22 protein-coding genes are annotated in these 18,943 nt (G+C 58.7%); 9 read left to right on the top strand and 13 right to left on the bottom strand.

Annotated elements, in window-relative coordinates; all coding sequences use genetic code 11:
* The first annotated feature begins 91 nt into the window (after positions 1 to 91).
* Complete coding sequence (locus tag EDC35_RS17475) at positions 92 to 757, top strand: transglutaminase-like cysteine peptidase (RefSeq protein ID WP_132978550.1); 666 nt, start codon at positions 92 to 94, stop codon at positions 755 to 757.
* Between the two features lie 61 nt (positions 758 to 818).
* Here the strand turns inward: EDC35_RS17475 and EDC35_RS19025 are convergent, their stop codons facing one another.
* From EDC35_RS19025 to EDC35_RS17450, 5 genes are all read right to left on the bottom strand, one after another.
* Positions 819 to 941, bottom strand: coding sequence for a hypothetical protein (locus tag EDC35_RS19025; protein ID WP_279388010.1), 123 nt, complete (start codon positions 939 to 941; stop codon positions 819 to 821).
* Between the two features lie 77 nt (positions 942 to 1,018).
* Positions 1,019 to 2,107 (bottom strand): GDP-mannose 4,6-dehydratase, encoded by a 1,089-nt coding sequence (gmd, locus tag EDC35_RS17465; RefSeq protein ID WP_132978549.1) that lies wholly within the window; start codon positions 2,105 to 2,107, stop codon positions 1,019 to 1,021.
* Between the two features lie 2 nt (positions 2,108 to 2,109).
* A complete protein-coding gene (gene fcl / locus EDC35_RS17460; RefSeq protein ID WP_132978548.1) occupies positions 2,110 to 3,093 on the bottom strand; it encodes a GDP-L-fucose synthase in 984 nt (327 codons plus the stop codon).
* 93 nt (positions 3,094 to 3,186) lie between these two features.
* Positions 3,187 to 3,645, bottom strand: a complete 459-nt coding sequence (locus EDC35_RS17455) for a DUF29 domain-containing protein (protein ID WP_341539449.1) — start codon at positions 3,643 to 3,645, stop codon at positions 3,187 to 3,189.
* A 2-nt stretch (positions 3,646 to 3,647) separates the two neighbouring features.
* Complete coding sequence (locus EDC35_RS17450; protein WP_132978546.1) at positions 3,648 to 3,908, bottom strand: hypothetical protein; 261 nt, start codon at positions 3,906 to 3,908, stop codon at positions 3,648 to 3,650.
* Positions 3,909 to 4,334: 426 nt separating this feature from the next.
* Here EDC35_RS17450 and EDC35_RS17440 point away from each other — a divergent pair, with 426 nt between their 5' ends.
* On the top strand, positions 4,335 to 4,487 hold the full coding sequence (locus EDC35_RS17440; protein WP_243651768.1) for a hypothetical protein: 153 nt from the start codon (positions 4,335 to 4,337) through the stop codon (positions 4,485 to 4,487).
* A gap of 315 nt (positions 4,488 to 4,802) precedes the next feature.
* Here EDC35_RS17440 and EDC35_RS18930 read toward each other — a convergent pair whose 3' ends face one another.
* On the bottom strand, positions 4,803 to 5,087 hold the full coding sequence (locus EDC35_RS18930; RefSeq protein ID WP_243651767.1) for a hypothetical protein: 285 nt from the start codon (positions 5,085 to 5,087) through the stop codon (positions 4,803 to 4,805).
* Between the two features lie 51 nt (positions 5,088 to 5,138).
* On the opposite strand from EDC35_RS18930, the gene EDC35_RS17430 reads away from it, so the two are divergent.
* Complete coding sequence (locus EDC35_RS17430; RefSeq protein WP_132978544.1) at positions 5,139 to 5,450, top strand: DUF4351 domain-containing protein; 312 nt, start codon at positions 5,139 to 5,141, stop codon at positions 5,448 to 5,450.
* A gap of 176 nt (positions 5,451 to 5,626) precedes the next feature.
* On the opposite strand, the gene EDC35_RS17425 is transcribed toward EDC35_RS17430, so the two are convergent.
* Entirely contained in the window at positions 5,627 to 6,598 is a 972-nt protein-coding gene (locus EDC35_RS17425) for an Rpn family recombination-promoting nuclease/putative transposase (RefSeq protein WP_132978543.1), read from the bottom strand.
* Positions 6,520 to 6,789 carry a hypothetical protein gene (locus tag EDC35_RS18925; RefSeq protein ID WP_243651770.1) on the bottom strand — a complete coding sequence of 90 codons (270 nt, stop codon included), beginning with the start codon at positions 6,787 to 6,789 and terminating at the stop codon, positions 6,520 to 6,522. Before EDC35_RS18925 ends, EDC35_RS17425 begins: the two co-directional genes overlap by 79 nt.
* 378 nt (positions 6,790 to 7,167) lie before the next feature.
* Between EDC35_RS18925 and EDC35_RS17410 the strand changes: the two genes are divergently transcribed.
* The 6 genes from EDC35_RS17410 to EDC35_RS17385 all read left to right on the top strand — a co-directional run bounded on the left by EDC35_RS17410 (position 7,168) and on the right by EDC35_RS17385 (position 13,188).
* Positions 7,168 to 7,893, top strand: a complete 726-nt coding sequence (locus tag EDC35_RS17410; RefSeq protein ID WP_165903473.1) for an FkbM family methyltransferase — start codon at positions 7,168 to 7,170, stop codon at positions 7,891 to 7,893.
* A complete protein-coding gene (locus EDC35_RS17405; protein ID WP_132978541.1) occupies positions 7,890 to 8,927 on the top strand; it encodes an Rpn family recombination-promoting nuclease/putative transposase in 1,038 nt (345 codons plus the stop codon). The genes EDC35_RS17410 and EDC35_RS17405 overlap by 4 nt, the downstream gene beginning before the upstream one ends.
* Before the next feature lie 110 nt (positions 8,928 to 9,037).
* The gene (locus EDC35_RS17400) at positions 9,038 to 9,970 is read left to right on the top strand and encodes a beta-1,6-N-acetylglucosaminyltransferase (RefSeq protein ID WP_132978540.1); all 933 of its coding nucleotides are present in this window, start codon (positions 9,038 to 9,040) and stop codon (positions 9,968 to 9,970) included.
* Positions 9,971 to 10,100: 130 nt separating this feature from the next.
* A complete protein-coding gene (locus EDC35_RS17395) occupies positions 10,101 to 11,180 on the top strand; it encodes a glycosyltransferase family 4 protein (protein ID WP_165903472.1) in 1,080 nt (359 codons plus the stop codon).
* An 89-nt stretch (positions 11,181 to 11,269) separates the two neighbouring features.
* The gene (locus tag EDC35_RS17390) at positions 11,270 to 12,367 is read left to right on the top strand and encodes a glycosyltransferase family 4 protein (protein ID WP_165903471.1); all 1,098 of its coding nucleotides are present in this window, start codon (positions 11,270 to 11,272) and stop codon (positions 12,365 to 12,367) included.
* 17 nt (positions 12,368 to 12,384) lie between these two features.
* Positions 12,385 to 13,188, top strand: coding sequence for a class I SAM-dependent methyltransferase (locus tag EDC35_RS17385; RefSeq protein WP_165903470.1), 804 nt, complete (start codon positions 12,385 to 12,387; stop codon positions 13,186 to 13,188).
* A 141-nt stretch (positions 13,189 to 13,329) separates the two neighbouring features.
* On the opposite strand, the gene EDC35_RS17380 is transcribed toward EDC35_RS17385, so the two are convergent.
* The 5 genes from EDC35_RS17380 to EDC35_RS17360 form a co-directional block, all read right to left on the bottom strand.
* Positions 13,330 to 14,580, bottom strand: a complete 1,251-nt coding sequence (locus EDC35_RS17380) for an O-antigen ligase family protein (RefSeq protein WP_165903469.1) — start codon at positions 14,578 to 14,580, stop codon at positions 13,330 to 13,332.
* Positions 14,570 to 15,910: a lipopolysaccharide biosynthesis protein gene (locus EDC35_RS17375; protein ID WP_132978535.1), complete on the bottom strand. Its 1,341-nt coding sequence runs from the start codon at positions 15,908 to 15,910 to the stop codon at positions 14,570 to 14,572. The genes EDC35_RS17380 and EDC35_RS17375 overlap by 11 nt, the downstream gene beginning before the upstream one ends.
* Positions 15,910 to 16,890 carry an aldo/keto reductase gene (locus EDC35_RS17370; RefSeq protein WP_132978534.1) on the bottom strand — a complete coding sequence of 327 codons (981 nt, stop codon included), beginning with the start codon at positions 16,888 to 16,890 and terminating at the stop codon, positions 15,910 to 15,912. Before EDC35_RS17370 ends, EDC35_RS17375 begins: the two co-directional genes overlap by 1 nt.
* Complete coding sequence (locus EDC35_RS17365) at positions 16,887 to 18,479, bottom strand: FAD-dependent oxidoreductase (protein WP_132978533.1); 1,593 nt, start codon at positions 18,477 to 18,479, stop codon at positions 16,887 to 16,889. Before EDC35_RS17365 ends, EDC35_RS17370 begins: the two co-directional genes overlap by 4 nt.
* Positions 18,480 to 18,672: 193 nt before the next feature.
* The gene (locus tag EDC35_RS17360; RefSeq protein WP_132978532.1) at positions 18,673 to 18,915 is read right to left on the bottom strand and encodes a hypothetical protein; all 243 of its coding nucleotides are present in this window, start codon (positions 18,913 to 18,915) and stop codon (positions 18,673 to 18,675) included.
* Positions 18,916 to 18,943: the final 28 nt, after the last annotated feature.

Here is an 18,943-nt window from a genome sequence, read left to right as displayed (position 1 = left end):
CCGCCAGGGGCGGGGGAAACGCTAAAGCCTGAAGCCACCGCGCTGGCCACACCATCACCTTTAGCATGACCTGAGAACACAACCCATCGCAATGACCTTTCAATTTCGACTTGTCCTGCATTGGTGCCGACTGGCTCTCACCATCGCGTTCGCCATCTCCGGACTCATCATCATCACGCCTGCGGCTGCCGATTTCGCGTCTGGAACCATCTTTGGACAAACGGGCAAACGCTTCACCAATTTCAAGCCGATCCCTCAATGGACCACCCTGCTCAAACGCTATCGGGATGAAGAAGGGCGCGATCAGACCTGCCGTACCGGACAGCGCGGCAACTGTCCCTACACCGAATGGACGAATCTGATTGCGCGCCTTCAGAACAAGGACCGCACAACGCAGATCGAAGAAGTCAACCGCTTCGCCAATAACTGGCGTTACGTCACGGATCCCATCAATTGGGGCAAAGAGGACTACTGGGCGACTCCCGGCGAATTCTTCGCCAAAGCCGGCGATTGCGAAGACTACGCCATCGTCAAGTTCATGAGCCTGCGCGCCCTGGGATTTGACAACGATGAACTGCGTCTGGTCGCCGTCATGGATCTGAATTTAAACATCGGACACGTCGTCACCCTGGTCGATCAGGGAGGCCGGGCGCTGCTCCTGGACAATCAGATCAAAAGAGTCATCCCCGCCGACAGCGTGCGGCATTACAAACCGGTCTTTTCAGCACATGAAAACGCCTGGTGGCTGTATAAGTGACCAATCGGCATCCGTGCCAGCGATCAGCGTCAGCCGTGGTCGGTCCGCCCATCGATGCTGTCTAATCCGCCTGATCACGCAGTTGCGCCTTGAGGCGCCTGATCTCGGCAAAGGCCGCTTCCTTCGCTATCCGCGCCTGCTGCGTCTCGGCCCGCAAGATGTCGAGATGGCGCTGGATACTCATCTGCTGACGCAGGTAGTTCTGCCGCGACTGATAGGCATGGCAGGCGCGTTCTTTTTCAGAGAAGGCTTTCAGTGGCTTTATTCTTCGTTGTGCCGAAGCGTCATGAAGCCTTCGCGCCTGCACAACTGATCGCGCTCGGCCTCCCTCATGTCCTCCCTCACCATTTCTCTGACCAGCTCGCCGAAACTGACCTGTGGCGTCCAGCCGAGCCGCTCGCGAGCCTTGGAGGCATCACCAAGCAGGGTCTCGACCTCGGTGGGGCGGAAGTAACGCGGGTCGATGGCGACGATGCAGACACCGGTGTCCTGGTCATAGCCTTTCTCATCGACGCCTTGACCCTCCCAGCGGAGGTGCAGTCCGATCTCGTGTGCCGCAACATCGACGAATTCACGCACACTGTGCTGCTCGCCGGTGGCGATCACATAGTCTTCGGGTGCCTCTTGTTGAAGCATCAACCACTGCATGCGCACATAATCGCGCGCATGGCCCCAGTCACGCCTGGCGTCCAGGTTCCCCAGGTAGAGGCGTTCCTGCAACCCCAGTTTGATGCGCGCCAGGGCGCGGGTGATCTTGCGGGTGACGAAGGTCTCACCACGGATCGGACTCTCGTGGTTGAACAGGATGCCGTTGCAGGCATAGATGCCATAGGCTTCACGGTAGTTGACGGTGATCCAGTAGGCGTACAGCTTGGCGACTGCGTAGGGCGAGCGCGGATAGAAGGGCGTGGTCTCGCGCTGGGGGGTCTCCTGCACCAGTCCGTAGAGTTCGGACGTCGATGCCTGGTAGAAACGGGTCTTCTTCTCCAGACCGAGGATACGAATGGCCTCCAGTACCCGCAGCGGGCCGAGCGCGTCGGAGTTGGCGGTGTACTCGGGCTCCTCGAAGGAGACCGCGACATGACTCTGGGCGGCGAGGTTGTAAATTTCGTCCGGCTGCACCTGTTGGATGATGCGGATGAGGCTGGAGGAATCCGTCATGTCGCCATGGTGCAAAACGAAGCGACGGTCTGAAGCGTGAGGATCCTGGTACAGATGATCGATGCGGTCGGTGTTGAACAGAGAGGAACGACGTTTGACGCCATGCACCTCGTAGCCCTGCTCCAGCAGCAATTCGGATAGATAGGCGCCGTCCTGCCCAGTGACACCCGTGATCAAGGCTTTTTTCACGTTCAACTCCTGATGAATGACTGGTTGTCGAGGAACCAGGTATGGGTTTGCTTCAGCCCTTCAGGCAGATCAATCCGGGCCTGCCAGCCGAGTGCTCCAAGACGTGAAACGTCGAGCAGTTTCTGCGGTGTCCCGTCGGGCTTGCTGGTGTCGTACTTCAGTTCGCCCCTGTAATCGACGATCCCGGCGATAAGTTCGGCCAGCTCGCGGATGCTGACATCGCGCCCGCTGCCGATGTTGACGTGCGAGAGCCGAGGCCGGGTGTGAGCCTGGAGGCTCGCCAGCGGCAGCCCCATGACATGCAGGCTGGCCTCGGCCATGTCATCGACATGCAGGAACTCACGCCGGGGCGTCCCCGTGCCCCAGATCTCGACACTCCGTGACTGCTGCTCTCTGGCCTCGTGCAGCTTGCGCATCAGGGCCGGGATGACGTGACTGTGCTCCAGGTCGAAGTTGTCGCCCGGACCATAGAGATTGGTCGGCATGACACTGCGAAAATCCGTGCCGTATTGGCGATTGTAGGACTCGCAGAGCTTGATCCCGGCGATCTTGGCGATGGCGTAGGGCTCGTTGGTCAGCTCCAGGGGACCGGTCAGCAACGCCTCCTCGGCCATGGGCTGAGGCGCCAGACGCGGATAGATGCAGGAACTGCCGAGCAGCAGGAGACGTTTGACGCCAGCACGGTGGGCCGCGTGGATGACATTGGCTTCCATCATCAGGTTCTGATAGATGAACTCGGCCGGATACTGATCATTGGCCCAGATGCCGCCGACACGGGCGGCGGCCAGGATCACATGGTCCGGCCGCGCGGCGGCGAAGAAGCCATTGACGGCGGCCTGATCGGTCAGATCCAGCTCGGCATGGGTGCGGGTGATCAACTCAACCCCATCGGTCCGTGCCAGCCGGCGACCGATGGCCGAACCCACCATGCCACGGTGGCCAGCAAGATAGATCCGGCCAGTCAGTCGTTCATCTTCAGTACGCATTGTCGTCCCTTTTCAATAGCTGTTGCGTCCTCTGGGATTGTATCCCGAACAGGAGCTATCCTTTGCTCCAGAGCCGCAAGACGCTGCGCACACTCAGCGATGGGCCGAGTGAGAGCAGGCGTCCTCAGGCCACCAATCGTCATCCAGCAAGGGCGCCAGCGCATAAGGCAAGGTCTCAGGAAACTGCACCAGCGGTAAACCGGTTTCTTTGCTCGCCAGCTTCATGCCATCGCCGTAAGCCGCCGTGGCTGCCTCGCCCAGAAAGGGTTTGAGGCTGGGGCAATCCTCTAGCAAATCCCGAACGCGCAGCCGTTGCTCAAGGATGGAACCGCGCCAGGAGCTGGAGCGATGAGCCGGCTGGTACTGCCATTTGAGCAGATGCCCCAACAGGATTTTCAGCCGACTGACCAACTCCTGGCGATCACGACGCCCCATGGTTTCCAGCTCCTCGACCAAGTGCTCGATATCCACCTCCTGGAATCGGCGTTGCCTGAGCAGGTCCACAGTCTGTTGTGTCCAGGCATGGATGTCGTGCTCGTACAGATTGGGCATGATCATATGAATCTCGGCGCATGCACGGAAGGGTGCAGAGGCGGTTGCTCATTGCACGCCGGATCCCAGAAAGGGTCAGGCTCGGGCGCGTAAGCTATCTGGGTTTCAGCAAGCGTGTCGGTCTGGATGCCTTCCTCTGCAATGCGCTTTTGTAGCTGCCGGGCTTGCTCATCATCCATTAGCTCGTCTTCATCGGCATCCGGGCCAGGCGCATCTCTCTGAAGCAGATTCTGCCCAGCGGCATCGCAGAGTTCGACGGCCACGTGATATTCGTACCAACCGCGCGTTGACATGTTTCTGGCCCTCGGAAGATGAATCCGTTAATTCCTTGCAACCTGCTTTGGCGAGCGGCCGGTTGGCCACAGCCGGAGGCCTTGTCCGGACGGTGCGTCCCCCGCGCCCGGCTGCCGAAGACAATGGCTCCCGCCATGTCATAAACTCGACGCCACTGAAAATATCAAAAACCGTCTCCTCTGTGTATCATCCGTGCCTTCGGAGGATCCAGGGTCTCCGTGATTCAATGGTCCGTGGTTTGACAGTTCGCGAGAGGGAATCGTCACATGTCACCGCGTCTGCGCAGATACGCCAAGCTCTTACAAAGCCCCGCCTGCTGACCCGCTCTGACTCAGGGCCAGGACTGGCTCTACGTCTATCTGCTGCTCGAATTCCAGTCCAGCATCGATCCCTGGATGGCCATACGCATCCAGACCTACATCGGTCTGCTCTATCAAGATCTCATCCGCTCCGAGCAACTGAGTCTCGCCGGCCACCTGCCGCCGGTCCTGCCTGTGGCGCTCGCTCTACAATGGAGCCAGCACCTGGACCGCCGCCGAAACGCTTGAGCCATTGATCGAGCCCGCGCCGCCAGCGCTCATGCCCTATCGCCCCCGACAAGGCTATCTCCTGCTCGACGAGCGACGCCTCGCCAAGACCGAGAACCTGCCGACACGCAATCTCAGCGCTGCGCTGTTTCGGCTTGATGCCAGTCGGGGCTCGAGCGAGACAATGGCCATCGTGCGCGCCCTGATCGATTGGCTGGCCGATCCCGGACAACTCGGCCTGCGCCGCGCCTTCGCCATCTGGTTTGGCCGGGTTTTTCTACCCAAGCGGCTGCCTGGCGTATCCTTTCCACCCCTGAGCGATCTGATGGAGGTCTATCACATGCTGGCCGAAACCTGGACGCCTGGACCAACCAATGGAAACAGGAGGGTCTGGAGCAAGGTCGAGAGACCGCGCGCCACATCCTTCTGCGCCTGGTCCGCCGTCGCTTCGGCCCCGCGATTGCGGACCAGAGCGCCCCAGCGCTCGCGCGCATCCGCGACCTCGGCGCGCTGGAAGAGCTTGGCGATCAGTTGCTCATCCGCGCCGATGGAGAGGACTGGCTGCGCGCGGTGCGCGAAACCGGTGCGGATCCAGACGCGAGCAAGGACACGAACGGACATGATGCAGCGGTTTGATGAGCGACGGAGGCGCGCGACCGGCTCGCGCAAGTCATGGAACTCTGGTTTTTCGAACGCTTTCGCGGTCTGACCGCACAGGAGATCTGGGCCATGTTGAATCTGGTGACCCCCATCCAAGAGACACGCGCGTATCAATCCATCTTTGCCGAGGGCAAGGCCGAAGGCAAAGCCGAGGGCAAGGCGAACACCCTCAAGCGGCAGATCAAACGCCGTTTTGGCCGTCTGTCCGCCGAGGCCGAGCAGCGCATCGACGCGGCCCCGGTCGAGCAGCTCGATGTCTGGCTCAATGACATCCTTGACACCGACAGCGTGGACAGTCTGCTCGGGGTAGTGCCCGATCGGTAGGATGCCCGCCAAGCTGCCGCCGTCTCGCGTGGTGGAAGCTCATCACCACGCGGCTCAAGATACAAGGAACCCGCTGGCGGGCGAACGGCCCCCGAAATAGCCATCTCACCACTGCGTCGCCCGCCAGCGGGTTCCTACGGATTAGTGCGCTAACCCGATCGGCGCCACTGCGCTGTCTAATCCGCCTGATCACGCAGTTGCGCCTTGAGGCGCTCGATCTCGGCAAAGGCCGCTTCCTTCGCTATCCGCTCCTGCTCCGCGAGCCGCTGCGCCTGCTCCTTCGCTGCCCGCTCCTGCTCCTTCGCTGCCCGCTCCTGCTCTTTCGCTGCCCGCTCCTGCTCTTTCGCTGCCTGCTCCTGCTCTTTCGCCGCCCGCTCCTGCTCGGCGAGCCGCTGCGCCTGCTCTTTCTCCGCCTGTGCCTGCTGTGCCTCGGCCTGCAAGGCGTCAAGATGGCGCTGGATGCTCATCTGCTGACGCAGGTAGTTCTGCCGCGACTGATAAGCATGGTAGGCGCGTTCTTTCTCAGAAAAGGCTTTCAGCGTGCTCATGGCTTGTTGCATCTCTTTGGTTTGCATCCACTCGGGCAGGTGAGACGCGTCGAAACGGGGTGCTTCAATGAAGAACTTCAGCCAGCGATCCAGTTCGGTCACCACGGTCTCGGTGGCAAATTTGCTCAGTTCCAACAGGTAGAGACCACCGTGGTCAAGCAGTTCCCGACCCTGGTCGTCGCGCAGCCGAAAGCGGTGAAACCACTCGGAAAGGCCGGGACGCAGAGTCTGTCCCAGAAGCCAGATGGCGTAAGTCGGCTGGAGACGGTCATAAGACTCACCGTCCTGCAACTGCGAGCTGTAGAGATCGGTCCAGCCATACAGCATGCGCGCGGGAAGTTCAGGGAGATTGAGCAGTTGCAGTTCGATCTGATAGAGCCGCCCGGCCTGATCGCGGGCCTTGACATCGACGATGCTGAGTTTGTCATCGAGAAACTCGCGCTCGTTGTAGGGGTTGAGAATGTCAACCTCCGTCAGGGGGCTGGCAAGATCCTGGCCCAGCGTGGCATTGAGGAAATGGATCAGCAGTGCACGGTTCGCTTCCGACCCGAGCAAGGCCTTGAACACACAATCAATCTTGGGGTCGATGGGATGGCGCATGCCGCCAGTTTAATCAGCCTCAGCAGCGCAGACAATCGCGCGGCATGCCGAGAAAGTGTTTCAGGGCGTTTGAGCACGGCTTCGTATTCCAGGAGCAGTGGTACGGAGGCCGCCGCCGGCAAACGACCGAGACCGATCTCATGCAGCAGGAACCGGGACGCTCCAGTCGGACTGACAACAGCGGAAACGATGACATCTGTATCGAGCGCAACGATCCTATGGCATAGCCTATGACGAAAGCGGCGTCAGTCAACTGGGACCAAACCACGTCCAAGGTGAAATGATTGCGCGCGATGAGGGGCGGATGGGAGTTGGCGGGGCGGTCACGAATTGATCCAGCTCCAGAGGCCGAGTGAGAAGCCTGGGAAGAGGTCGATGCCAGCGGCGGATTTGGCGATGTAGAGCGCCAGGAGTCCGAGCAGAAGGCCAGGAACAGGAACACGAAGACCGCTTGCAACCAGCGTCCGAACCAGTTGACACCCCCAACCACGCCCATGTTAAGGTATCGCCCGCGCCAGGATCCCCGCCCACACCCCGCGATCACGCTCGACCCGACAAGGAACCGCCACATGTCGCCGCGTCTGCGCAAATACGCCAAGCTCCTGCAAAACCCCGCCTGCTGGCCCGCTCTGACCCAGGGTGTGGCAGCCACGCTCGATCATGACGTCGCCCTCGGGCGCGATCAGTTCGCCACCGTCATCGATGTCGGCGCCAACAAAGGCCAGTTCGCCGTTTACGCCCGTCTGCGCTGGCCGCAGGCGCGGCTGATCTGCTTCGAGCCGCTGCCAGCGCCCCGCGCCAAACTCGCCCGCGTCACCGGCGGACAGGCCGAGATCCACGCCTGCGCCCTCGGCCCCACGCCCGGCAACGGACAGATGCACCTCGCCACCCGCGCCGACTCCTCCTCGCTGCTCGCGCTCGGCGCCCGCCAGAAGAGCATCTTCGGCATGGCGGAATCCGGTGTCCTGTCGGTGCCCATCCAACGCCTCGATGCCTGCGTCAGCCTGCCCCTGGCCCGGCCCAGTCTGCTCAAGATCGATGTCCAGGGCTTCGAGCTGGAAGTGCTCAAGGGCGCGACCGCTCTGCTCCCCGAAATCGACGCCGTTTATGTCGAAGTCTCCTACATCGAGCTGTACGAAGGCCAGGCCCTGCACGGAGAGATCGAACGCTTTCTGGAGCAGGCCGGATATCGGCTGGACGGACGCTTCAATCTGCATCGCCATCAGGGCGAGCCGGTGCAGGCGGATCTGCTGTTGCGGCGAGCGCCGACCGCGTCGGACCCCGCGCGGCCGTGAGCGTGAGCAAGCGCCAGCCGACCCACGACAGCGGCTACAAGCTCCTGTTCGCCCATGCCGCCATGGTGCGCGATCTGCTGCGCGGCTTCGTGCCCGGCGACTGGGTCCAGATGCTGGATCTCACCACCCTGGAGCGCTGTAGCGGCAGCTATGTCACCGACGACCTGCGCGACCGTGCCGACGACCTCGTCTGGCGTCTGCGCTGGGGCGACGACTGGCTCTACGTCTATATCCTGCTCGAATTCCAATCCACCATCGATCCCTGGATGGCCGTGCGCATCCAGACCTATCTCGGCCTGCTCTATCAGGATCTCATCCGCGCCGAACAATTGAGCGCCGCCGGACGTCTCCCCCCGGTCCTGCCGATCGTGCTCTACAATGGCGCCCAGGTCTGGAATGCCGCCGAGACCCTGGAGCATCTGATCGAGCCCGCGCCGCCCGTACTCGCAGCCTATCGCCCCCGGCAAGGCTATCTCCTGCTCGACGAGCGACGCCTCGCCAAGGCCAAGCGCCAGCCGACACGCAATCTCAGCGCCGCGCTGTTTCGGCTCGAAGCCAGTCGCGGCTCGGGCGAAGCGATGGCCATCGTGCGCGCCCTGATCGACTGGCTTCAGGATCCCGCGCAGACCAGCCTGCGCCGCGCCTTTGCCGTTTGGTTTGGCCGTGTCTTCCTACCCAAACGGCTGCCCGGCATCCACTTTCCACCCTTGACGGATCTGATGGAGGTCTATCACATGCTGGCCGAGAATCTGGAAGCCTGGACGGATCAATGGGAACAGCAGGGCCTGGAGCGGGGCCTGGAGCAGGGCTTGGAGCAAGGCTTGGAGCGCGGCCTGGAGCAAGGTCGTGAGGCGGCCCGGCACATCCTCATCCGCCAAGTCCGCCGCCGCTTTGGCCCGGTCATCGCCGAGCAGAGCGCGCCGCTGCTCGCGCGGATCATCGACCTCCAACAGTTGGAAGAACTGGGTGATCAACTGCTCCTCAGCTCAAATGGAGAGGAATGGTTACGTCATGTGCGCGAGGCGGACGCTTGATGAAACGGAGGGCCTCATGAGGCGTCCGCCAAAGGTGTGCGAGACCTGACCCCGGCTCCTTGACCCCGGCTCCGCTTTTCTGTCACTCAATAATCAGTCGCCCACTTAAAATGAAAATCGCTTATCTCATATCGGCTTATAGTGATCCAGTCCATCTAAACCGCTTGATCGGTGCGCTTTATAATGAAATGTCTTTTTTTTATATTCATGTTGACAAAAAATCCGACATCAACCGCTTTGAAAAAATAATATCCGAAGAATATGAAAATGTGGAGTTCATAAAGAATAGGATATTCACGCAATGGGGCGGGTGGAGCCAGGTAAGATATCAACAAGAATTACTTAAGGCAGCAACGCAATCCAATAACCGCTATGATCGTTATTTTATAATAAGCGGGATGGATTACCCAGTAATCTCTAACGCTGCCATTCAAAGCGAGCTAGCTGCAAATCCGGATAAAGAATACATCATAGGTCTAAACATCACGCCAATTAAAACGCCAAAAATAAGAAACAAGCTAGTTCTTTATCACTTTTTTAGAGACCTGAGAACCAAAAATCGGACGATACTGAGGATATTTAGGGGTGGTTCCCGCTTAGTCATGACAGTGCTACCCATAAGAAAAAAGCCTTACATCGAAATCGATGGGAAAAAACTCGATGTTTTTATGTCTTCTTCCTACATGTGCATAACAGACAATCTAGCAAAGTATATTGTCGACCAGATGGAGAAAAATATCTCCATTATGCACTATTTTAGATATTCATTTGTTCCCGAGGAATTAGTTATCCCAACCATAGTATTTAACTCCGCCTATGCCTGCAACGCAATGCTATATTCAAGTAATCGCTACGATGGGCTAATCACGCTCGCGGCTATCCATCAGTTCGAATATAGAGACTCGATTAAAATATATAATGAGAGTGATTTTGATTTTCTCATGGAGATGAAAATTAATAATAAGAAATTTTTTATGAGAAAGGCAATAACCGGAGTTTCAGATAAATTACTAGAAATGATTGATGAAAGTAGAATCGCATAGCATTTCATCTTGATTTTTATTAAAAAATAAAGAATTTTTCGATGGAATTTTAATGGCAAACTCAATATCATCAACAAGAAATTCTCGGTTAATGATCTTAAGCGGACCATTGCCACCACCGATGCACGGGATGGCAGCCGTTAACGATGCTGTCTTTAATCTATTGGCAGACAGAAAACCGATCGTTATCAACCTATCTAGTAACCTTATCGGCAAATCTTGGCTGGGCTATCTCACAAAAGCCATGCGTGCCCTGATCGGATGCCTGCGCATTCTTGTGCTTCCGCTCCGACGGGAAAAAACCTTCTATTCCTCGGTTGATGATGGTTTAGGCAGCCTGTTGAGCGCCCTGTTGACCCTGATGGCACGGCTCCGCCACTGCCGCATTATCCTGCACCATCATTCCTATAAATACTTAGCGCGCAGTGTCTGGAACATGCGCCTGCTCGTCAGGGTTGCGGGGCGAGGGGCAACGCATGTCTTCCTCTGCGACCGGATGGAAAGCGCCTTTCGCGCACTCTACCCGAGGCCGTTTAACGCGCTCATCTGCCCCAATCCAGTGACCGATCCAGTGCTGATCGCGCATTTCAGTAAACCGCCTGACCCAACCCCCCAACCGATCCTGACCATCGGGTTCCTATCGAATTTGATGTTCGAGAAAGGAATCGGGGAGTTTATCGACGTCATTCGCCAGGCTCCCGCGCAGGGGATCGAACTGCGCGGAGTGATGGCGGGCTCCGCATTCAAACCGGAGGTTCAAGCCTTTCTCGATGACGCGAAGCAAGAACTCGGTGAGCGGTTAGAACTACTGGGGGCGGTGCATGGCGCACGCAAGGTGGCGTTTTTCGAGTCGATCGACGTACTGATCTTTCCCACACGGTATCCAACCGAGGCATTCAGTCTCGTCCTGATGGAAGGGCTGTTAGCCGGCTGCCCGCTGATCGCCTACGGGCGTGGCTGCATCCCGATCCTATCCCACCTCGACACCGCGCGCGTCTTGCCGCCCGAGGTTGATTTCCCTACGACGGCCCTACCATTGCTGGAGGAATGGGCCAGGACGCGCGATGGTCTCTCCACGCTCAAGGCGCAGGCACATCAGGATGGCGTGGCGATTCACCGCAGACACCTGGACGCACGCGATACGCTTATAAAGGCGATTAGATTGTCGGGTGATGCGACCCTAACCCGACCGCAGCCAGTGAACATCTAATCCACAATTTGCCGAAGCAACTGCCAATGCCAAAAAGGATGACACCAAGTACGCTCGTTTTTCTCTGGGACAACTTTGGCCCCTATCACATGGACCGCATGGAGGCGTTGTATCGGCATCTGTCGGAGCGGGTGGCGGTCATCGGGATCGAACTGACGCCCACCAGCACCACCTACGCCTGGGCCTCCAGGCCGTCCGAAACCTTCGAGAAAAGAACCGTGTTCACAGACACCGCGCCGCGCTCCGCGATCGCACGAGTCTGGCGAATCATCGCCCATCTACCGCCACCACGCGAGACTTGTTTTTTCCTCTGCCATTATCAAGACCCCGCCATTTTCCTGCTGGCCGTCGTTCTGCGCGCACGCGGAGGCCGGGTCTTCACGATGAACAATTCAAAATTTGACGATAAGCCACGGCATGTCTGGAAAGAGGTCGGCAAGTCCTTTTTCCTGCTGCCTTATCAGGGCGTGCTCTCCACCGGGATACGCTCCAAAAGCTATTGGCAGTTTCTGGGCTTGAAAGCAGGGACGGTGCGAGGGGAATACAACACGGTCAGTCTCGACCGCATTCGGCGTCAGGCCGGTGTCCCGCCAGCACCGAACGGGCCGGCTTTCCAGGATCGTCATTTCACGGCGATTGCGCGTCTCGTGCCGAAGAAAAACCTGTCCATGCTCCTCTCGGCCTATGCGCTCTACCGACAGACCGTGAGCGCGCCGCGCCCGCTGCATCTCTGTGGGTCCGGGCCGGGTGAAGCCGCCTTGCGTCAGCAAGCGGACGATCTGAGTCTCGCCGAGTACATTGTCTTTCGCGGCTGGCTCCAAGATGACGCGATCAGCCAAACACTCGGTCAAACGCTGACTCTCTTGCTGCCCAGCGTCGAAGAGCAATTCGGCAACGTCGTCATCGAGGCGCAGGCCATGGGCCTGCCGGTCATCCTGTCCGACAACTGCGGCGCCCGTGATCTGCTGGTGCGCAGCGGCGTCAACGGCTTTGTCATCGAGCCAGACAACCCTCGTGGAATGGCGTATTTCATGCGCTTGTTGAGCGAGGATGAAGCATTGTGGCGTCGGATGTGCGACGCGGCGACCGCCAGCGCACTACAGGGCGATGTGCAGCGGTTTGTGGAAGGGGTCGAAGCCTTCTTGGTTGAAGATCCAGTAGAATGCCTCGCGCACAACAAACACTGACTCGGAAGGAAAGCGTCATGCAATGTCCTATCTGCGGTAGCCACGAGAAAGAAGTCTTTGCGGCAAAATATGTCAGGGCCGCGTGTTGCAGTAACGCACTGTGCGGGCACATCTGGGCGGTCGATGCCCTTCCTGACGCTGGTGTGCAAATAAAGATCTCGCCAGAACAAGAAGAGAATCGGTATCGGGCTCGCAATAAAGACTTAGCGCAATTTCTGATCAAGAGAAGACTGTTGGCGCCCGATTACCGCCTACTTGATCTGGGATCTGGCGCAGGTCATATATTGGCCGCATTGACTGAAGCAGTTGGATCATTGCAAATCGTTGCCGTGGAGCCAGACCCCAGCGGCCTCGCCCGGCTGCGGGCACAAGGCTTCACCGCTTATTCTTCACTCGCGGATGTTTCAGACGGTGATTTTAATTCCGTGACGATGATTGAAGTCATTGAGCATTTGTCCGATCCGATCGATGTGTTGACGCAAGTCCGTAACCGAATGGCGGATGGCGGAATGATCTTTTTTACAACGCCAGTTGGTGAGACCCGATACGGAGGCCGAGGCACGAACGCTTATGATACGCCGGAGCATGTTCATTTTTTCACAGAAAGATCCCTGGCTCTAGCTTTTGATAAGGCCGACTTTACTCAATTTCGACTTGAAACCGTTAACGAAATGACGGGCGTTTTAACTGCGGGCGCCAAAGGTCAGTTGAAGAATCTACTGCGCCCGCTTCGCGCACGGGTATTGGGTCATCGTCATTTGACAGGATTTGCGATGAAGGGCCAGAAGTTGAATAGAGCGACAGCGAAACCGAAGCCATAGCTGCGCGAGATTGTCAGGGTTTCACGCTATTCATTCCAACCGCTGCTCAGAGTCATGACGTACCATCTTCCGAGACCTGCGAACCGAATATTGCGCGTTTTTTCGGAGGGATGAGCACGGTAAAGGACTCCTTGATTATGTTCACTGGGGAGGGTGAAGTCCTCGAGTGCTGGGTAGCATGGGCAGAGACTGGGAACTGCAGATTCCGGGCTTGTAGGCGTGGAAGAAGGTTTCGGCATAAATAAACAATAACAGCAGCGAGACGGGGTTACCGACCCCTAGCAAGTACCGGTTGAACATTGACTGGAGCAACGCGAAAGCCAGCAATATAGAAGCGGCTGATTTCCAAGGAGTCTGTGGGTCACGCGACACCCCGAGGCGAAGCATTGCGTCGATGCTTGCGAACACCCAGAGCGCAGCGAGAAATAAGCCATTTTCCAGTGCTAGCGTAAAGTATGAACTTTCAACACTGTATCCGATTTTATCGGCGCTGCTTGAGCGAATTCCCGTGCCAAACAGCAATTCCAGAAGATCCCTCGAGTTAATTACATCTATGCTCAAGAGCCACTTGTCAGTACGCCCCGTACCGCCGGACTCGAGACCGCGCAACGGGTTGTCTAGGTCGGTAATACGAATGATGTATTCCGTAATGGTTGGCAGATATACCAACAAGCCAATGCCCAAGATACCGAGAAGTGAACCGACCACGATCATCTGGATTGGGGCATTCTTGCTGAAGCGCAATTTGACGCCGAGCATCTTGTAGATCACGAACGCGCCCACTGTGGCGAGCATCCCCGCCCGCGACGAGGCGGCAAGGACGAAGCTGAAACAGAGTAGGCTAGCCGCGAGATAGAACGCTTTCATCGGACCCTGTTTCGTGAGGCCAATCTGGTAGAGGAGCACAGCCCCTGCGCCGAAAATGAAGCCTACGAGATTTGGGTGTAAATCGAACGGACTGTAACGGAAAAGGCCTATGCCATAGACCACGTCCCCGGTCAAACCGCGGAGAAAACTGGGCAAATCGGTGACGATCACGGTCGCCATTACGATGAGAAACGAGAGACCGCAAACTTGCATCACTTCTGCGAGGGTCATGTACCGGCGCAAGATGCCCACCGCGAAAAACACTGCACCGAAAATGAGAGAATAGAGGACGGTTTCATGGTCTAGCGCCCAGATGCCTGAGAAACTCGACAAAGCGACAATAGCGACCATCATCACTTCACCCGGCGACATTGGTTGCCTGCGCACTTGACCCGTGAGAAGAGAAAATAGCGCCGCTAGAATAGTCAGGCTTACGCCTAGAATTTGAAAATGGGTCGCTAATCCCGCTAGGTTGGAAAAGAACAGTACATAAAAGGCGAGGAAAAGAGTGGCTCTAACAACCATTGGTGCCCCCCGCTTTTGATCCATAGTTGCCCTGCGTCGACAGCACGAGCCACACCAGCATGGCACCCTCCACCAAGGCCATGAGCCCACCAGCCAGAAGCAACAGGCCACCGGATATCAGCACGACCATAACGGCGGCGAGCGACAAAACCAGATAGATATAGGAAAACTTCGCCTGCAAGTTCATCGCGAGCAACGGTGCGGAAAGGGCTGTCCAGGTCGCGTTGAAAACACCCGCCAGAGCCAGAACCACGAACAGAAGATGCGGAGCTTCGAGGTGGCCGCCGCTGATCCAATCCAGCAGCGGAGCGCCGAAGGCCATTATCGCAAGACCGAAAGGCAGCGTGGTGACCAGCGCTGCGAGCAGGTTGATCCGCGTCAGGCGCCGCTCCAGCGCCTGATTTCCTCCGCTGATCGCCCGGGTTAGTTCCGGTATGCTGGGTCGTACGAACATCCCAGAGAGTTGCAAGGGCGCGCGGCTCAGCGTGCGCGTTGCACCGAAGACGGCAACACTCGCGGCCCCTGCCGTGGATCCGAGCGCCAAGATCATCCCTTGCAGGATCACCGCGGTCGAAATCGTCAAGCCGAGCGCCGCGAGAGATGGTTTGGTCAATGCGCGGATCGTGGCCCGCGACGCGAGCGAGACACCGATCGCCACCCAGGGTTCGCGCCGTTTGAGCAGGGACACGAAAAGCAGGTAGCCACAAGTTCTGATGATCAGGATGCCAAGCGCCACCAGCGCGATTCCGCGCCCCATCGTCGAGACAAGAGCAATCGTCCCCCCCTCGAGCAGGATCAGCGTTCCGGCGAACATCATCGCAAAGGCGAATTTGTGCGTGCCGCGGTAGATCACGGTGACGATGCTCATCTGCGTCATGACGATCGCATAAAGCGTGATCAGCACCGTCGCGGTGGCAAGCTCGCCCGGGGAAAAGCCGCCGCATGCGCCCCCGAAAGCCGCGATCCATACCGCGTAGCCCAGGACCGGCAGCGCGGCGAGGCACACCGTGCCGAGTACGAAGGCGATGGTGCTATGAATCGCGTTCAGCGCGGTCTCATAATCTCCGTCCACGGCACAGCGCGTCACCACCACGCCAGCGGCTGTTCCGAAACCGAGATCGGAGAGCGCTATAAATGTAGGCACCGTCATCAACATCAGCCAGATGCCATAACCATCACTGCCCCAATGCTGGGTTAGCAGGGGAATCGTCAGCAACTGGACGCTGGTCACGGCCCCTTTGTCATAGACATTGGCCAGAACGCCTCGAACCATCCGCCCGCGCGGCGTCGGTTTCGACAAGCTGCTCAGAAGCGTGGCGAACTGTCTCATCAGAGGTCTTGCGCACGCATTGTCTGGACCATACCCGCAGCGTGAACCGCTGCAAGGAATGCCGCGCCGAGCGCGGCTGTTTGCGGCGATTGGCCTAGTTTCAGGTTTTCGACGGTGCGCGGGATCGAGCGGGAGGCCAGCAAGACTAACCCGCCTCGATTTTCCGTGATTGCAGCCCCAATCAGAGCTTGCGAAAGAACACGCGGGTCGGCGATATCTGCACCGCAAGCTTCGGCAATCTGGCGGGTCCGCGCGGGATCGGCCGCAAACTGCTCCGTCAAGGTAGCCAAAGTCCGACCAAGCACGCCGTGAAGAATCCGCTCGCCGCTACCGGAAGGGTAGGCTGGCAACGGCGCATGAAGCACAACCCATTCGGTCTGTTCCACATCGAAAAAGTCGGGGATGTCCTGAAAGATACGCGATGTCTCGGCACGCGACGTAGCAAGCCCGATTTTGCGCGTTTTGCCCTCCTCGCGCGCACGCTCCATAACCCGCAGCAATTCGTCGGTCAGGTCCTCGCGCGCTATCATGTGCAGCAAGAAACCGTCCAGGTAGTCGGTTCGAAGCTCGGAAAGGCTGCTGTCGAGGCTGCGCGCGATGGCCTTCGGCGCAAAATCGACCTGACGCTTGGGGGCCGAAAGCCGGATTGCTGTCTTCGAAAGCCGTGAGCCCCGGATGTGATCGCGCAAGGGTGCCAGCGCGCCACGCAGCACCAGCTTCAGCCGATTGACCTTCGGGCGGTTTATCCCCGCCTTGGAAAAGATCCGGACCTCGCCGCGCAAGGTTGACCCAAGCGCACGGCCAAGAACATGCTCGGCGGTTCCCAAGCCATAGCTCGGCGCCACATCGAAATGACGCGCGCCTGTATCGAATGCCGCCCGGATCAGCCGGTCTTCATGGCGCGTGAAGCTGCCGTCGGTCAAATAAGCACAGCCGATGCCGATGGGCGACGTGATTTCGCTCCCCTTGTTTTCGATCATCGCGTCGCTCCGATGGCGTGTCTGGCCAGGGTCTCGGACAGGCGCAGTCCGAGCGCGATGGCGGTAAAAGACGGATTGGCAAAGCCGCTCGCCGGATAGACCGCAGCACCGGCGACATAGAGGTTTTGCGTGCCGAACACCGCGCAGGACGTATCGACAACACCCTTGTCGGCGGTTTCGGCCATGCGCGCTCCGCCCATCTGGTGGTTGGCGTCGTCGGTCTTCTCCAGATAGGCTGGGTCGCGCGCCGTGAGTTGCGGATCGAGCTTCACATGCGCAAGCCCCGCCTGCTCCAGATAGTCGCGCACATATTCGCCAAAAGTGGCGAGAGTGCGCACTGTGTCGGGGGCAATCTTCCAATCGACATCGACCTGGGGCATGCCGAAATCGTCCAGATCCCCCGAGCGATGACGGATCCGGCTTTCAGTGATCGGCGCCTGTTCGGAGGTCAGCCGCAACTGGATGCCGCCGTCCGAGAGGTTCATTATCCTCCGGTATTTCAGGTAGCGTACCGCCATCGGAACGATAAAGTGCAGCGTGCGCAGAAGCGCGAGCGGATTAGCAAGAGCCGAGCGCTCCATCCGCCCCTTCATCAAACCCTTGATCACGATCTTCAAGTTCTGGATGTTCTCCGCCATCGAACTATTGAAGATGAAATGCGAGGAAATATCGAGCAATTGCTCGCGTTCCTGAATTTCGTCGGCTAGACGGAGTTTCGGGTTGTATTTCAACCCGTCGATGAAGGCGTTGTCGAACAGATCGGAGAAACGCTTCTTGTCGATCGGGGTCACGGAGCCGGCATAGCAGTCGACATGGTCGATGAACCCACGGCCGATCCACGAATTTTCGGCCCAGGGTGCAGGCGCACCCGAGGCAAGCGGCATCAAGAGGAGGCGCGAAATCTCGATCGTTCCATTGGCGAGCACAACATTGGCACCGCGCAACGTCTCGCGATGTCCGTTGGCGAAGCGCAATTCAACCCCGCTCACATTCCCGGCGTCATCGCAAACGAGCGCCCCAACCTGCGCGTCGAGTAGCAGGTGCAGGTTTTCGATTTCCAGGATCTCCTTGCGAAACAGGATCGCGAAATTGGGCTCGGGCGTCCAACGCGTGAAGATCGGCTGGATCATCGGGGTGCTCGGAGGGGGCACGACTCTGAGCCTTTTCCAGACATCGTCATCGGTGCGGATCACCTGCTCCATGCCGAACAGATGAAAGGCGCGCTCGTAATAGGGCGCGATGTCGTCATGGCCGATAGGCCAAGTCGCATCCGTGACCCAGGGGCGCTGTGTAAACACTATCGGGGCAAAGGGCACAAGTTGCCCGCCCCAGAAACTCGTCGTACCGCCAAGACAACGGAACCGCCCGACATGCAGGCCCGGCAGGTGATAGCCGATTGCCCGCGCCGCCTCGAAGTATTTCTGCGAAGATTGCGCGGGTTTGGCGGCGCCGGCCTCAAGCAGCGCCACACGCAAACCGCGTCGCGCCATGTCGACCGCAGCGCACAGTCCGACGGCCCCGGCACCGACCACGATCGCATCGAACGTCGGCGCTTCCTGAAATGCATAGGTATCTGCATGGTGCAGCATCACTTTACTCCTGGTAACTGTGGCGCGGTCACGCTATTCGAGCAAGGGTGGGTAGAGTGACCACGGCATGACGCCGAGCGTTGGCACAGATGCCGCTTGGTCACGAAACCCACGGGCAAAATGCCGGGGTCAGGTCTCCCATTGCACATCCTTGCGCAGCAGACAGGAAAAACCCTCTTGTGAGAAATGCCCGTCATTGGTGAGCGCGAGGCGCGCTGGCCAGTATGGGGCCTGGCGGATCGCCGATCAGGGCGCGATAGGCGCGGGCGGCGGCGTCTCGTCCGGCGTGTCGTTCGACATAGGCGCGGCCATTCATGCCCAAGCGGGCGCGCTCGGCGGGATCGGCCATCAGACGCTCGACCGCATCGGCCAGTCGGTCCGGCCGGTTGGGCGGACAGGTGACGAAGGCGTCGGACTCAAAAAAAAGCAAGAACACGGGGTCAGGTCTCCCATCGCACAGATCC

Source organism: Thiobaca trueperi (genome assembly GCF_004342175.1).
GTDB lineage: Bacteria > Pseudomonadota > Gammaproteobacteria > Chromatiales > Chromatiaceae > Thiobaca > Thiobaca trueperi.
The sequence above is the reverse complement of the archived record's forward strand: the minus strand, read 5'-3'. Positions and strand labels throughout refer to the sequence as shown.